15 protein-coding genes are annotated in these 14325 nt (G+C 70.6%); 6 read left to right on the plus strand and 9 right to left on the minus strand.

From position 1 onward, the window contains the following. Positions 1-97: 97 nt before the first annotated feature. Positions 98-1018, minus strand: a complete 921-nt coding sequence (locus ACZ3II_RS02985) for a proline dehydrogenase family protein (protein ID WP_465515929.1) — start codon at positions 1016-1018, stop codon at positions 98-100. A gap of 87 nt (positions 1019-1105) precedes the next feature. Between ACZ3II_RS02985 and ACZ3II_RS02990 the strand changes: the two genes are divergently transcribed. After that, positions 1106-1645, plus strand: a complete 540-nt coding sequence (locus tag ACZ3II_RS02990; protein ID WP_465515930.1) for a CGNR zinc finger domain-containing protein — start codon at positions 1106-1108, stop codon at positions 1643-1645. Here ACZ3II_RS02990 and ACZ3II_RS02995 read toward each other — a convergent pair. Then, on the minus strand, positions 1632-2441 hold the full coding sequence (locus tag ACZ3II_RS02995) for a sugar phosphate isomerase/epimerase family protein (RefSeq protein ID WP_465515931.1): 810 nt from the start codon (positions 2439-2441) through the stop codon (positions 1632-1634). The genes ACZ3II_RS02990 and ACZ3II_RS02995 overlap by 14 nt on opposite strands. Before the next feature lie 85 nt (positions 2442-2526). Between ACZ3II_RS02995 and ACZ3II_RS03000 the strand changes: the two genes are divergently transcribed. After that, positions 2527-3345 (plus strand): DUF3109 family protein, encoded by an 819-nt coding sequence (locus tag ACZ3II_RS03000; RefSeq protein WP_465515932.1) that lies wholly within the window; start codon positions 2527-2529, stop codon positions 3343-3345. 99 nt (positions 3346-3444) lie between these two features. On the opposite strand, the gene ACZ3II_RS03005 is transcribed toward ACZ3II_RS03000, so the two are convergent. Both ACZ3II_RS03005 and ACZ3II_RS03010 read right to left on the minus strand, forming a co-directional pair. Beyond that, complete coding sequence (locus tag ACZ3II_RS03005) at positions 3445-4128, minus strand: response regulator transcription factor (protein ID WP_043533249.1); 684 nt, start codon at positions 4126-4128, stop codon at positions 3445-3447. Positions 4129-4158: 30 nt separating this feature from the next. After that, positions 4159-5439 carry a sensor histidine kinase gene (locus tag ACZ3II_RS03010; protein ID WP_465515933.1) on the minus strand — a complete coding sequence of 427 codons (1281 nt, stop codon included), beginning with the start codon at positions 5437-5439 and terminating at the stop codon, positions 4159-4161. A gap of 181 nt (positions 5440-5620) precedes the next feature. Here ACZ3II_RS03010 and phoU point away from each other — a divergent pair, with 181 nt between their 5' ends. Further along, positions 5621-6274, plus strand: a complete 654-nt coding sequence (gene phoU / locus ACZ3II_RS03015) for a phosphate signaling complex protein PhoU (RefSeq protein ID WP_465515934.1) — start codon at positions 5621-5623, stop codon at positions 6272-6274. Positions 6275-6377: 103 nt separating this feature from the next. Here phoU and ACZ3II_RS03020 read toward each other — a convergent pair whose 3' ends face one another. Further along, positions 6378-7127, minus strand: a complete 750-nt coding sequence (locus ACZ3II_RS03020) for a phosphoglyceromutase (RefSeq protein WP_465515935.1) — start codon at positions 7125-7127, stop codon at positions 6378-6380. Positions 7128-7266: 139 nt separating this feature from the next. Here ACZ3II_RS03020 and ACZ3II_RS03025 point away from each other — a divergent pair, with 139 nt between their 5' ends. After that, entirely contained in the window at positions 7267-8496 is a 1230-nt protein-coding gene (locus ACZ3II_RS03025; protein WP_465515936.1) for an MDR family MFS transporter, read from the plus strand. Between the two features lie 588 nt (positions 8497-9084). Here ACZ3II_RS03025 and ACZ3II_RS03030 read toward each other — a convergent pair. Together ACZ3II_RS03030 and mshA are read right to left on the minus strand one after the other, a co-directional pair. After that, a complete protein-coding gene (locus tag ACZ3II_RS03030) occupies positions 9085-9567 on the minus strand; it encodes a type III secretion system chaperone family protein (protein WP_465516592.1) in 483 nt (160 codons plus the stop codon). Further along, a complete protein-coding gene (gene mshA / locus ACZ3II_RS03035) occupies positions 9561-10841 on the minus strand; it encodes a D-inositol-3-phosphate glycosyltransferase (protein ID WP_465515937.1) in 1281 nt (426 codons plus the stop codon). Before mshA ends, ACZ3II_RS03030 begins: the two co-directional genes overlap by 7 nt. A 148-nt stretch (positions 10842-10989) precedes the next feature. Between mshA and ACZ3II_RS03040 the strand changes: the two genes are divergently transcribed. Together ACZ3II_RS03040 and ACZ3II_RS03045 are read left to right on the plus strand one after the other, a co-directional pair. After that, a complete protein-coding gene (locus ACZ3II_RS03040; RefSeq protein WP_465515938.1) occupies positions 10990-11745 on the plus strand; it encodes an SDR family oxidoreductase in 756 nt (251 codons plus the stop codon). A 2-nt stretch (positions 11746-11747) separates the two neighbouring features. Further along, positions 11748-12503 (plus strand): class I SAM-dependent methyltransferase, encoded by a 756-nt coding sequence (locus tag ACZ3II_RS03045; protein WP_465515939.1) that lies wholly within the window; start codon positions 11748-11750, stop codon positions 12501-12503. Between the two features lie 52 nt (positions 12504-12555). Here the strand turns inward: ACZ3II_RS03045 and ACZ3II_RS03050 are convergent, their stop codons facing one another. Continuing rightward, complete coding sequence (locus ACZ3II_RS03050) at positions 12556-12963, minus strand: response regulator (protein ID WP_465515940.1); 408 nt, start codon at positions 12961-12963, stop codon at positions 12556-12558. A 141-nt stretch (positions 12964-13104) separates the two neighbouring features. Then, complete coding sequence (locus tag ACZ3II_RS03055) at positions 13105-14310, minus strand: S8 family peptidase (protein ID WP_465515941.1); 1206 nt, start codon at positions 14308-14310, stop codon at positions 13105-13107. Positions 14311-14325: the final 15 nt, after the last annotated feature.

A 14325-nucleotide genomic window follows, 5' to 3' on the forward strand; every position in this document is an offset into this window, starting at 1 on the left:
AACGGTATCGATACGGCTGTGACCAACGCGATACGTTCCGTGAAATGCCCACAAAAAGTCAAGGCCGACACGCCGGATCTGTGACGGTTTCGACCCTTTACTTCCGGGAACTGACGGCTCGGGCCACGAAACCCACGTTCGTAGGGCGCTCGGCGAGGCGGCGCATCAGGTAGCCGTACCACTGCTCGCCGTACGGCAGGTAGATCCGTACCGTGTGGCCGCCGGCCGCCAGCCGGGCCTGCTCCTCCGGGCGCACCCCGTAGAGCATCTGGAACTCGTACTCGGCGGTGGAACGGTCGAACCAGCGGGCCCGGTCCTCGCCGATCGCGATCAGCCGCGGGTCGTGGGTGGCCACCATCGGGTAGCCCTCCCCCGACATCAGGATGTTCAGGCAGCGCACGAACGACTTGTCCACGTCCAGGGCCGACTGGAAGGCCACCGACTCGGGTTCGGCGTACGCCCCCTTGCAGAGCCGCACCCGCGAGCCGGACGTCGCCAGCTCCCGGCAGTCCCCCTCGGTGCGCCGCAGGTACGCCTGCAGCACCGCCCCCGTCGACGGGAAGTCCTTACGCAGCTCCAGCAGCGTCTCGAGGGTGGCGTCGGTGGAGTTGTGGTCCTCGGCGTCCAGGGTCACCGTGGTGCCGGCCTCGGCAGCGGCGGCACAGACGGCACGGGCGTGCTCGTACGCCAGCTTCTCGTCGATCCGCTGGCCGAGGGCCGACAGTTTCACGCTGACCTCGGCTGCCGGCGTCAGCCCGGCGTCCTTGAGCCGCCGGAGGATCGTGACGTACTCGTCGCGGGTGGCCACCGCCTGCTCTATCGTGCGGGTGTCCTCACCCAGATGGTCGAGGCTGACGGTCAGGCCGTCGTCGGCCAGTTCGCGACTGACCCGGAGCACCTCGTCGGCGCCGTGGCCCGCGACGAAACGCCGCACGACATTGCGGCTGACGGGGACGGACTCGACCAGTCGCTCGAGCCGGGCGGACCCGGCCGCGGCGAGAAACAGGGAACGGAGCATGCGCCGAGCGTAACGTCCGGACATGCCCCGACCTGCTGAGGCAACACATACGTGCCCAGGGACCCCACCTGCGGCTACCTTTGTCGGGTGAACTTCGATGCGTACGCCCGGACGGCGATCGACCTCGTCAACGCCGGTCTGGACGACCTCGCCGGGCTGCGGGCCCTGTTCTCCGGCGATCAGGCATACATGCGCGATCAGGTCGCCGAGAAGGACCTCGTGGTGTTCCGCCGTGCCCAGCGCCGGTTGCGTGAGGTCTTCGAGCACGGCACCACCGGCCAGGACGCCGACGCGGTCCGGGAGCTGAACAGCCTGCTGGAGGCCTACCCCGTCCAGCCACGCATCTCCGGCCACGACGCCAGCGACTGGCACATGCACGTCACCAGCCGCGGCTCCTCGGTGAGCGCGGAATACCTGGCCGGCGCCGTGTGGGGGCTCTCGGTCTGGCTGTGCGAGTTCGGCAGCGCCCGGTTCGGCATCTGCGCCGACGAGCGCTGCGGCAACGTCTACCTCGACACGTCGTCGAACAACTGCCGCCGGTTCTGCTCGGAGCGCTGCGCGACCCGCTCGCACGTGGCCGCCCACCGCGCCCGCAAGCGTGCCGCCGGAACCCTCACCCCTGCGTGATCGCCGGGCTCGGCTCCAGGTGACGCCGGGCGAACTCCAGGGCTTCCCGGAGGTCCGCCTCGCGGGCCGGGCGGCTCGCCGCCTTCCGCGTGTTGATCTCCAGCGCCACTGATCCGGTGAATCCGCGGCCGGCCAGCGAGCGCAGCAGCTCCGCGCACGGCTGATTGCCACGGCCGGGGACCAGGTGCTCGTCGCGGCCCTCGCCGGTGCCGTCGCCGAGGTGCACGTGCCGCAGGCCGGCGCCCATCCGGTCGGCCATGTCGAGGGCGTCGATGCGGGACGCGGCGCAGTGCGACAGGTCGAGCGTGTAGGCGTTGAAGCCGATCTCGGTCGGGTCCCAGCCGGGGTTGTACGGCACCACCCAGCGACCGGCCATCTTGACCGGGAACATGTTCTCCACCGCGAAGGACAGGTCCGGGTGCCGGTCCTGGATCTTGGCCAGGCCCCCGGCGAAATTGCGGGCGTAGTCGCCCTGCCAGCGGAACGGTGGGTGCACCACCACGGTCGGCGCGCCGAGCGACTCGGCGAGCTGGGCGGCCCGGCTCAGCCGCTCCCACGGGTCGGAGCTCCACACTCGCTGGGTGACCAGCAGGCAGGGGGCGTGCACCGAGAGGACCGGCACGCCGTAGTGGTCGGCGAGGCCCTGGAGGGCGCCGGCGTCCTGGCTGACGGCGTCGGTCCAGACCATGACCTCGAGGCCGTCGTAGCCGACCGTGGCCGCCATCTCGAACGCCGCCGCGGTCGGCTCCGGGAAGACCGAGGAGCTGGAGAGAAGCACGGGTACGCGGGAAGTCACGCCCTCCAGCGTAGCCATACGCCACCGCGGCGGATATATCAGCTCTAAACGGTCATGATCGACGGGTGGGCGTACGCTGAGGCGGATGAGCCGCACGCGACCACCCCGGGAAACCTCGCTCGACTTCCCTCGTGAATGGATCGAGTTCCTCGATCCCGCCGATGAGCAGCACCTCGTCCGGGCCGACCTGACCTGGCTGCTCTCCCGCTGGACCTGCGTCTTCGGCTCCGCCTGCCGCGGCATCGTGCCGGGCCGCGCCGAGGACGGCTGCTGCTCGCACGGCGCGTTCTTCACCGACGCCGACGACGAGAACCGGGTCAAGGCCGCGGCCGCCAAGCTGACCCCGGAGACCTGGCAGCACTACCGCCGGGGGTTCAAGAATTACACCGAGGTGGACACCGTCGACGGGACGAAACCCGCGCGGCGTACGGCCACCCGCGCCGCCGACGGCCCCTGCGTCTTCCTGAACGAGGCGGATTTCCCGGCCGGCGGCGGCTGCGCACTGCACGCCCAGGCCCTGCGGGACGGGGTGCACCCGCTCACCTACAAGCCGGACGTGTGCTGGCAGCTCCCGGTGCGCCGGGAACAGGACTGGATCAAGCGGCCGGACGGCACGAAGCTGCTGCAGTCCACGGTGACCGAGTTCGACCGGCGAGGATGGGGGCCGGGCGGTCACGATCTGGCCTGGTGGTGCACGTCGTCACCGGACGCCCATGTCGGGACCGAGCCGATGTATCTCTCCTACGCCCCGGAGCTGATCGCGCTGATCGGCGAGGCCGCGTACAAGAAGCTGGCCTCGCTGTGCGCGGCCCGGGTCAAATCCGGCCTCATCGCCGTGCACCCGGCCACCGCACGCGCCACTGCCCCGACACGTCGCGGTGGCCGGGAGCCGGCCACCCCGTGATCACACCCCGATCCCTTGGAGCACCGGATGGCCCGATCACGGGCGGGCCATCCGGCTCTCACATAGTCTCATGCAAGGTGTACAAGGAGCAAGGGTGAATCAGGGCTCGAACTTGTAGCCCAGACCCCGCACGGTGACGATGTAGCGCGGCGCGGACGGCTCCGGCTCCACCTTGGAGCGCAGCCGCTTGACGTGGACGTCCAGGGTCTTGGTGTCACCGACGTAGTCGGCGCCCCAGACCCGGTCGATCAGCTGGCCGCGGGTGAGCACCCGGCCGGCGTTGCGCAGCAGCAGCTCGAGCAGCTCGAACTCCTTGAGCGGGAGCTGCACGCCGGCGCCGTCGACGGTCACCACGTGCCGCTCGACGTCCATCCGGACCGGACCGGCCGCGAGGGTCGGGGTGCTCACCTCGGCGGCCTCGGTGCCCTGCCGGCGGAGCACCGCGCGGATCCGGGCGACCAGCTCCCGCGGCGAGTACGGCTTGGTGACGTAGTCGTCCGCTCCGATCTCCAGACCGACGACCTTGTCGATCTCGCTGTCCCGGGCGGTGACCATGATGATCGGGACGGCCGAACGCTGCCGCAACTGGCGGCAGACCTCGGTGCCGGACATCTCCGGCAGCATGAGGTCGAGCAGCACGATGTCGGCGCCGGTCCGGTCGAACTGCGTCAGGGCGGAGGTCCCGGTCGCGGCGACCGACACCTCGAATCCCTCTTTGCGCAGCATGTACGACAGGGCGTCGGAGAACGACTCCTCGTCTTCGACCACGAGCACGCGGGCCAATGTGGTTCCTTCCGTCGTCCGTACAGGGGCTCAGCGCCCGGCTGCACCGGACTCGATCTCAATCGCCGTCGGTGACGACGAGGGGGACTCGGGGGGTCGCGCCGGTAGGCGCAGGGTGAACGTCGAACCGTCGCCGAGTGAACTGGTCACATCGACGCGGCCGCCGTGGTTGGTGGCGATGTGCTTGACGATGGCGAGGCCGAGACCGGTGCCACCGGTCGACCGGGACCGGGCCTGATCAGCGCGGTAGAACCGTTCGAAGACCCGTTCGACGTCGTGCGGGGCGATGCCGATGCCCTGGTCGGTGACGTCGATCTCGATCCACTCGTCGTCCTGACGGAGCGTGATCGAGACCTTGGTGTCGTCGCCCGAGTACGCGATCGCGTTCTCCACCAGGTTGGTGACGGCGGTGGCGAACTGACTGTCACTGCCGTACGCCATGACGCCCTTGGGCCCGTCGTAGGCGATCTCGATGCCCTTGGCCGACGACGTGGTGCGGGTCCGGTCGATCACCTCGGCGATCACCCAGTCCAGCGAGACCGGCTCGGGGTTGGGCAGCGGCTCGGCGCCCTGCAGACGGGTCAGTTCGAGCAGCTCGTTGACGAGCCGGCCCATCCGGGCGGACTCGTGGTGGATCCGCTCGGCGAAGCGGCGCGCCGCCAGCAGGTCCTCGGAGTGGTCCTCCAGCGCCGCCTCGGGCAGCTGCGTCGCGTCCAGCAGCGCCTCGGCCAGCAGCTGCAGGGCCCCGATCGGGGTCTTGAGCTCGTGACTGACGTTGGCCACGAAGTCCCGGCGGACCCGGGCCAGCCGGTGCGCCTCGGTCACGTCGGCGGCCTCGACCGCGACATGCGTCGAGTTCAGCGCGACCGCGCGCAGATGCAGGCCGAGCGGCGCCTGGGCGCCACCGGCACGGCCCCGGGGAAGATCGAGTTCGACTTCGCGGCGTACGCCGGTCCGCCGCACCTGACCGGCCAGGGTACGCAGGATCGGATGGGCCGCGATGGTGCCCGGCGCCCCGCCGGACCGCAGCAGGCCCATGGCACGGGCAGCCGGGTTGACCAGCACCGGGTGATCCTCGGCGTCGAGGACGACGACACCGACCCGCAGCGAGTCGAGACTCTTCCGGCCGATCCCTTTCAGGCCGTGCTTACCCGCCGGGCGATCATCGTCCGGTTCGATGGCGGCGCTCCCCTCCGGGGCACCGGTTCCACCCGGGTCGCCCGATCGGCGTATCCGGGCGAGCACCAGGCCCGCTCCCACACCGACGGCGAGCGCGGCAGAAACCATGCCGGCGGCGTATTCCCACTCCACGCAGCGATCGTAGGGTCATTGTTTACCTGAACCACAGGGCCATTACGGCAAATCGGGCGCGTGTCGAATAAAGTTCACTGCCGCGCCCGGCGTCGTTCACCGGTGTTCACGTAGCCGCCGTCCCGCCCGAATAGCGTGGGCCCGCACCCGGCCGTGGCCGCACGAAAGAAGGACTTGGAAAATGCGCGAGGAGTACCAGGCCGATCTGGTCGAGGTGAGCCGCCTGCTGGTGACGATGGCGGAGTCCGTCCGCGCCGCCCTGCGCAAGGCCACCTCGGCGCTGTTGACAGCGGACATCGAGGCCGCCCGCGCGGTCATCGATCGGGACGCCGAGGTCGACGCGATCTACGAGCAGGTCGAGCTGAAGGTGGCGGACACCATCGCCCGCCAGGCGCCGGTCGCGTCCGATCTGCGGCGCGTGATCACCGCCCTGCACATCGCCGCCGACCTGGAGCGGATGGGCGACCTGGCCGAGCACGTGGCGAAGACCGCGGCGCGGCGGCACCCGTCGCCGGCGGTTCCGGCCGAGCTGCGCCCGACCTTCCAGGGGATGGCCCAGGTCGCCGACGAGATGGCCGAGAAGATCACCGACCTGCTCGGCAAGCCGAACGCGGAGGTCGCGGCCCAGCTCGAGAAGGACGACGACGCGATCGACGACCACGAGCGCAAACTGTTCAAGATCATGCTGGCCGACGACTGGCCGTACGGCGCGGAGACCGCCATCGACGGCGCGCTGCTCGGCCGCTTCTACGAGCGGTACGCCGACCACGCGGTCAACATCGGCGAGCACCTGATCTACCTGATCACCGGCGAGAAGTCCGACGAGCTGAGCTAGCTGAGCAGGACCCCGCGTCGACCATGGGGGTGTGGTTGCCGCCACACCGCGCGGGGAGAGGAGGGCCGGGACACCACGGGGGTGTCCCGGCCTTCGTCGTTCGTTACTTCTTGCCCTGGTTGGCGACGGCCTCGGCGGCTGCCTTCGCGGCGACCGGGTCGAGGTAGGTGCCGCCCTTGGTGATCGGGCGGAGGTTCTCGTCCAGGTCGTAGCGCAGCGGGATGCCGGTCGGGATGTTCAGGCCGGCGATCGCCTCGTCGGAGATGTCGTCGAGGTGCTTCACGATCGCGCGCAGCGAGTTGCCGTGCGCCGCGACCAGGACCGTCTTGCCGGCGCGCAGGTCCGGGACGATCGCGTCGTACCAGTAGGGCAGCGCCCGCACCAGGACGTCCTTCAGGCACTCCGCCGTCGGCAGGATCTCCGGGGCGAGGTCGGCGTACCGGGGGTCGCCGTCCTGGGCGAACTCCGAGCCGGCCTCGATCGGCGGCGGGGGCACGTCGTACGACCGGCGCCAGAGCATGAACTGCTCCTCGCCGTACGTCTCAAGCGTCTGCTTCTTGTCCTTGCCCTGCAGGGCGCCGTAGTGGCGCTCGTTGAGCCGCCAGTGACGCTTCACCGGGATCCAGTGCCGGTCGGTGATGTGCAGCGCGATCTCACTGGTCCGGATCGCACGCCGAAGAAGGCTGGTGTGCACCACGTCGGGCAGCACCCCCTGCTCCTTGAGAAGCTCGCCGCCACGCCGGGCCTCGTCCTCACCCTTGGCGTCCAGGTCCACGTCGACCCAGCCGGTGAAGAGGTTCTTGGCGTTCCACTCGCTGTTGCCATGCCGCAGCAGCACCAGGGTTCCAGTCATGAACACATCTTCCCCCGTCGCCCGGAGCGGCGTGCCGGGCACCCGCCACGTGTCCGCCGCCACAGTGAAACTCGCTTGCGCCGGATCCGCAGATGTAAGGGAATAGGTCCCGTTCAGTGCTTACGGGGGAGGCGTCCGGGTGCGAGGCTGGTTACGGCAGGCGGCGGGTGGGCTGCCCCGGCAGTTCTGGTTCCTGTGGACCGGGACCCTGATCAACCGGCTGGGCTCCTTCGTGGTGCTCTTCCTCAGCATCTACCTGACCGCCGATCGGGGCTTCTCGCAGAGCCAGGCCGGCCTGATCCTGGGCTGTTACGGCGCGGGCGGCGCGATCGGCACCCTGACCGGCGGCGTGCTGGCCGACCGGTGGGGCCGCCGGCCGACCATGCTGACCGCCCAGTTCGGCGCCGCCGCGCTGATGCTCGCGCTGGGCATGGCCGAGTCCTATCCGCAGATCGCCGTCGCCGCGTTCCTGCTCGGCACGTTCGCCGAGGCGGCCCGGCCGGCGTTCTCGGCGATGATGATCGACATCGTGCCGGAGCACGACCGGGTCCGGGCGTTCTCGCTGAACTACTGGGCGATCAACCTCGGCTTCGCGCTCGCCGCGATCCTCGCCGGGTTCGCCGCCCAGGTCGACTACCTGTTGCTCTTCGCCGGTGACGCGGCCAGCACCCTGATCACCGCGGTCATCACGGCGATCTTCCTGGCCGAGACCCGCCCGCCCGGCCCGCGCCACCGGCAGGCCGGCCCCGGCCTCGGCGCCGCGCTGCGCGACCCGGTCTTCGGCGTCTACCTGGTGCTCAGCCTGGCCACCGTGATGGTCTTCCTGCAGCACCTGTCGACCCTGCCGATCAGCATGCTGGCCGACGGGCATTCGGCCGCGACCTACGGCACGGTGATCGCCGTCAACGGCGTGCTGATCGTCGTCGGCCAGTTGTTCGTCCCCCGGCTGATCCAGGGCCGGGACAGCGCACGGGTGCTGGCGGTCGCGGCGGTGCTGGTCGGTTGCGGTTTCGGGCTGGTCGCGGTGGCGCACACCCCGTGGATGTACGCCGTGACGGTCGTCATCTGGACCCTCGGCGAGATGCTGCAGTCCCCCAGCAACGCGGCCACCGTGGCGGCGCTCTCCCCGCCCGGGCTGCGCGGCCGCTACCAGGGTCTGAACTCGCTCACCTGGTCGGCCGGCACGGCGCTGGCCCCGATCCTCGGCGGCCTGATCCTGCAGCGGGGCGGCGACGCCGTGCTCTGGGGCGGCTGTTTCGTCCTGTGCCTCGTGGTCGCGGCCGGGCAGCTGCTGGCCGGCCCGGCCCGCGCACGGCGTGCCGCTCGATTGCGGGCATCCGAGGAGGAGATGGTGGCGGCGCCGGTCTGACACACGGCGAAATCCCGCTTACATACATTAAGCGGAACGAAATGAACTGGAAACAATAGCGCCGGCGGCGGCGGACGACACCCATCCCCATAGGCGCCGTCCGCACTAACCGCCGGTCTCGGGTCGCGCCGTCCCCCAACGGCTCATGCCACCCGTCCCCAAACGCCGGACCGCGGCGATCATTGCTGATCGACCCGTTCCCCGAACTGACGGCTCGGCGTCCATCGACCACGCTAGTTGGGCGAGTCAAGCCCCACAACCCGATTTCGTGTCGACATCTGTCTCAACCGTCACATTCGCCGACAACCAACCGATCGGACGATCCGCCAATCACTCGTCCGGGTTTCCCGAGATGGTCAGGGAATACCGTTCAGCGGAGCAGGCGCGGGAAATGGCGACGCACGGTAGACGGCCATCGAAGCATGCGCCGTCAAGCCCGGGAAACGCGGGGACTTCGCCGGAAGATTGCCAGTACCCAGGAACGCAACAGCGCATACATCGATGAGTAACAAGGTTCGATTCCCGGCCGGGACCACATTGGACCATGCGACCGGGATAGACCGCGCTAGATGATCAAAGGGAGCGGGACTATTCGGGACGTTCCGCCAGATGCTTGAAGGCCTGGAGGTTCGCCGTCGATTCACCGTGCTTGACCCGCCAGTCCCATTCCCGGCGGATCGAGGTCGCGAAACCGATCTCCAGCATGGTGTCGAACGACTCGTCGGCATAGGTCAGCACCGAGCCGAGCAGGCGATCCAGCTCGTCCTCGTCGAGCGCCTTCAGTGCGACCCGGCCGGTGAGGTACACGTCGCCTGCGGTGTCGATCGAGAAGGCGACACCGTACATCCGGGCATTGCGCCGCAACAGCCACGCCCACAGCTCCTCGTGCCGTTCGTCCGGCCGGCGCATCACGAACGCCTCGATCCGCAAGGCGTGCTCGCCGACGATCAGATTGCAGGCGGTCTTCAGTTTCCGCGTGCCGGGCAGGCTGACCACATAGGACGAGTCGCCGGTGGACTCCCAGTCCAGCTCCCGCTCGGTCAGCACCCGTTCGATCAGTTCCGTCACCATGCGCACGACGCCCCCTCGAGTCGCGCCGCGATCAGCGCCCGATGCTCGCTCACCGCGTCACGGTAGACCCGGATCAGTGACTCGGCAGTGCGATCCCAGGAGAACTGCGACGCGTGCGCCACCGCGCCGGCCGCCAACCGGCGCCGGTGACCGGGCTCGTCGAGCAGCCGGTCCAGCACCTTCGCCCAGTCCCGCGGGTCGTGCCCGTCGATCAGCACGCCGCTCACCCCGTCCCGCACCGCGGTGACCAGGCCACCGACCGCGGCCGCGACCACCGGGGTGCCACAGGCCTGCGCCTCCAGGGCGACCAGGCCGAACGACTCGCTATAGGACGGCACCGCGACAAGGTCGGCGGCGCGGTAGAGCGCGGCCAGGCCCTCGCCGGTCTGCGGGGGCAGGAACACCACCGAGCCGGTGACCCCGAGCCTGGCGGCCAGCTCGATCAGCGAGGACGGCCGATCCAGGCCGCTGCCGCTGGGGCCACCGCAGATCACCAGGGTGGCGCCGGAGCCGGCGGCCCGCATCTCGGCCAGCGCCGCGATCAGCACATCGGGCGCCTTGAGCGGCTGGATCCGGCCGACGAAGGCGACGATCCGGCCGTGCTCGGGCAACCCGAACCGGGCCCGGTCGGCCGCGCCCGGCCGGAACCGCCGCAGGTCCACGCCCGGCTGCACGACGCTCACCAGGGACGGGTCGGCGTCGTAGTGCTCGATCAGGTCGTGCGCCTCGAACTCGGTGTTCGCCACCAGACGGTCGGAGGCCGCGACCACCTGCTCCTCGCCGATCACCCGGGCCTTCGGCTCGGGCCGGTCACCGGCGGCGATGAACCGGTTCTTGACCTTGGCGAGGGTGTGCGCGGTGTGCACGTGCGGCACGCCCCAGCGCTCCCGGGCCAGCCAGCCGACCTGGCCGGACAGCCAGTAGTGCGAGTGGATCAGGTCGTAGTGGCCGGGCGGGTGCGCCGCCTCGGCCCGGAGCACGCCGTTGGTGAAGGCGCACAGCTGGGACGGCAGCTCCTCCTTGGCGAGCCCCTCGTACGGCCCGGCGGTCACGTGGCGCACGTGCACCCCGGGCGCCATCTCGACCACCGGTGGCAGGTCGCCGGCGGTGGCCCGGGTGAAGATCTCCACCTCGACGTCCCGCTCGGCGAGCCGCTTGGCGACCTCGACGATGTAGACGTTCATGCCACCGGCGTCCCCGGTGCCCGGTTGTTCCAGGGGCGAGGTGTGGACGGAGAGCGTGGCGATTCGTCGGGGAGTCGGCCATCCAGCCACGCTGTCTCCTTCGTGTCAGGCCTGAGAACTTGTTGCGCCAAGGTTCATCTTCCCCATCGGCGTTCACCGAACCACCACTCAGCGGACCCGGGGTGATCCAGGTCATTGATCGTGCGAGGGGGTACCGCTCGTGCGAAAGAATCGCGGCATGCTGAACATCGCAGTCGTCACGGGGGCATCGAGCGGGATCGGCGCCGCCACGGCACGCCGTCTGGCCTCCGAGGGATTCCACGTGGTCGCGGCCGCCCGCCGCGCCGACCGGCTGGAGGCGCTGGTCAAGGAGATCGGGGCGAACGCGACAGCGGTCGAGTGCGACATCACCTCGGAGGAGTCGGTGGCACGCCTGGCCGCGTCGGTCGCCGCACTGGGCGGCCCGCTCACCCTGCTGGTCAACAACGCCGGCGGGGCCCGCGGCGTCGACCCGGTGGCCGGCGGTTCGGTCCAGGACTGGCAGTGGATGTACGAGGTGAACGTCCTCGGCACGCTGCGGGTCACCCAGGCGCTGCTGCCGGCGCTGGAGGCGAGCGGCCGCGGCACGATCGTGACGGTCGGGTCCACCGCCGCCTTCACGGCGTACGAGGGCGGCGGCGGTTACGTCGCGGCCAAGCACGGGCAGACCGCCCTGGTCCAGACGCTGCGGCTGGAGCTGTCCGGCAAGCCGGTCCGGGTGATCGAGATCGACCCGGGCATGGTGCACACCGAGGAGTTCTCGCTCAACCGGCTCGGGGGCGACCAGGCGAAGGCTGACGCGATCTACGCCGGCGTCAAGGAGCCGCTGGTCGCCGACGACATCGCGGACTGCATCGCGTGGACCGCCACCCGCCCGCAGCACGTCAACGTCGACCGGCTGGTGGTGCGCCCGATCGCCCAGGCCGCCCAACACAAGGTGCACCGGGAGAAGTAGGAGTGGTGAAGCCGGTCGGCGCGATCACCCGGGGGACGACCAATCCCAACCGGTTGCGCCGCGTCGACAACTTCCTCGCGTACCACTGTGGTCCGCTCCTGAAAGAAGCGGCGCAGCCGCTGGTCGTCGATCTGGGCTACGGCGCGACGCCGGTGACGGCTGTCGAGTTGCGGAACCGGCTGGCGGTCGCGGTCCGCGCGGACGTCACGGTCGTCGGTCTGGAGATCGATCCGGTACGGGTGAGCGCCGCCCAGCCCTTCGCCGACCCGCCGTGGCTCGCGTTCCGGCGCGGCGGGTTCGAGCTGGCCGGCCTGGCTCCGGTGGTGGTGCGGGCGTTCAACGTGCTGCGGCAGTACCCCGAGGACGAGGTGGCGGCGGCCTGGCGCACGATGACCGCGACCGGAGCGCTGCTGGTCGAGGGCACCTGTGACGAGCTGGGCCGGATCGCGACCTGGACGGTCGTCGAGGACGGCACGCCGGCGACGCTGACCCTGTCCGCCCGGCTGCCGGTGCTGGAGCATCCGGCCGTCTTCGCCGAACGGCTGCCGAAAGCCCTGATCCACCACAACGTGCCCGGGCACCCGGTGCACGAGCTGCTGCGGGCGCTGAGCCGGGCGTGGGAGACCGAGGCGACCCCGTTCGGACCGCGCCAGCGCTGGCTGGCGACGGTCCGGCGGATGCGTTCCGAGGGCTGGCCGGTGCTCGGCGGCCCGGCCCGCTGGCGGCTCGGCGAACTGACCGTGCCCTGGCCGCTCTAGCCGGTGTGTGGCTTTCGGGCGCGCATTGCGGCCGAACTCCACACACAGTTCGTCAGCTGCTCTCGTCCTTCTTCTCCAGGGCCTCTCTCACCGCCGACATCAGGGCGTCCGCGGTGAACGGCTTCTTCACCAGCACGTCGGCCTCGGTGATCTCGCCCTTGGCCACCGCGATGTCCTTGGGCAGGCCGGAGACGAAGACGACGCCGATGCCGGCCCGCATGCCGCGGATCATCCTGGCGAGTTCGCCGCCGGAGGCGCCGGGCAGTGTCAGGTCGGTGATCAGCACGTCGATCTTGCCGGGGTGCTCCCGGCAGATACCGATGGCCTCGTCCTGATCACCGGCCGCCAGCGTCAGGTACGAGCCGCGCCGTTCCAACATGCGACGCATGATGTCGCGCAGGTCCTCTTCGTCGTCCACGACCAGGACTGTCGGCCTCTCGGCGACCGGCGCCTCGGACATCTCGGTCCTCCTCGGGCTGGGGTCGCTCTCACGCTATCCGTCACCGGCCCCCGGCGTACGGCGGTCGGCGGGTTTCTCCGGCTGGTTGTCACGGCTGTCTCCCGGCCCGCGAGACAGCCGTGACAACCAGCTGGTACGGGGTCAGACGGTGTTCAAGGGGCCGGTGTGCAGCAGGCGGTTCGGGGAGCCGTCGCCCGGGTTGCCGACCAGGTCCGTGGTGGCGCCGGCGACCAGGTCGTCACGCACCTGCGCGGGCGTCCGGTCCGGGTGCGCGCCGAGGACCAGGGCAACCGCGCCGGCCACGTGCGGGGCGGCCATCGAGGTGCCGCTCAGCAGCTTGACGTCCCAGTCCGATCCGGTGCCGGCCGAGGCGATCCGCACGCCGGGCGCGAAGATGTCCAGGCAGGGGCCGTAGTTGGAGAACCCGGCCCGGGCGTCTGCCGTGTCGGTGGCGCCGACCGTGATCGCCTCCGGGGTGGCGGCCGGCGACACCTCGCAGGCGTTCCGGTTCTCGTTGCCGGCGGCGACCACGTAGGTGACGCCCTGCGCGATCGAACGCTGCACCGCGGCGTCGAGCGACATGCTCCGCGAACCGCCCAGGCTCATGTTGGCGACGGCAGGCCGCTTCGCGTTCGCGGTCACCCAGTCCACCGCGGCGATGAAGCCGGCGTAACTGCCCCTGCCGTCGCATCCGAGAACCTTGAGCGCGACCAGGCCGACGTCCTTGGCCACGCCGTAGGTGGCGCCGCCGATCGTGCCCGCGACGTGCGTGCCGTGGCCGTGGCAGTCGTCCGCCACCGCGTCGTTGCCGACGAAGTCCCAGCCGTCCACGGCCCGGCCGCCGAACTCCCGGTGGCCGACCTTCACACCGGTGTCGATGACGTACGCGGTGACGCCGGCCGCCGAGCGGTGGGTGTAGGAGCCGGACAGCGGCAGCGTGGGCTGGTCGATCCGGTCCAGGCCCCAGGTCGGGGCGGACTGGATGGCCGGGCTATCCGCGGCGCTGATCTCGGCGTCCTGTTCGACGAACGCCACGGCCCGGTCGGCGGCCAGGTGCCGGGCCTGGGCCGCGGTGGCGTTCAGGTGGAAGCCGTGGACGGTGGCCCGGTAGTCGCCGGCGACCGTGCCGCCGTACTCCTCGACCAGTTCGCGGGAGGTGGCGGCGCCCGTCCCGGGCTTGAGGACCACGATGTAGCTGCCGGGGATGGCGCCGTCCACCCCGGTTCCCAGGACCGGGCCGACCGGCGCCGCGACAGCCGGCCCGGTCAGCCCGCAGAGCAGGGCGGTGGCGGCGCTCGCAGCGGCGATCAGGCGGAAGGCGGGGCGGCGGGCGTCGTTACCGAACATCTGGTGTGGTCCTCT

Source organism: Actinoplanes sp. NPDC019969 (assembly GCF_055562375.1).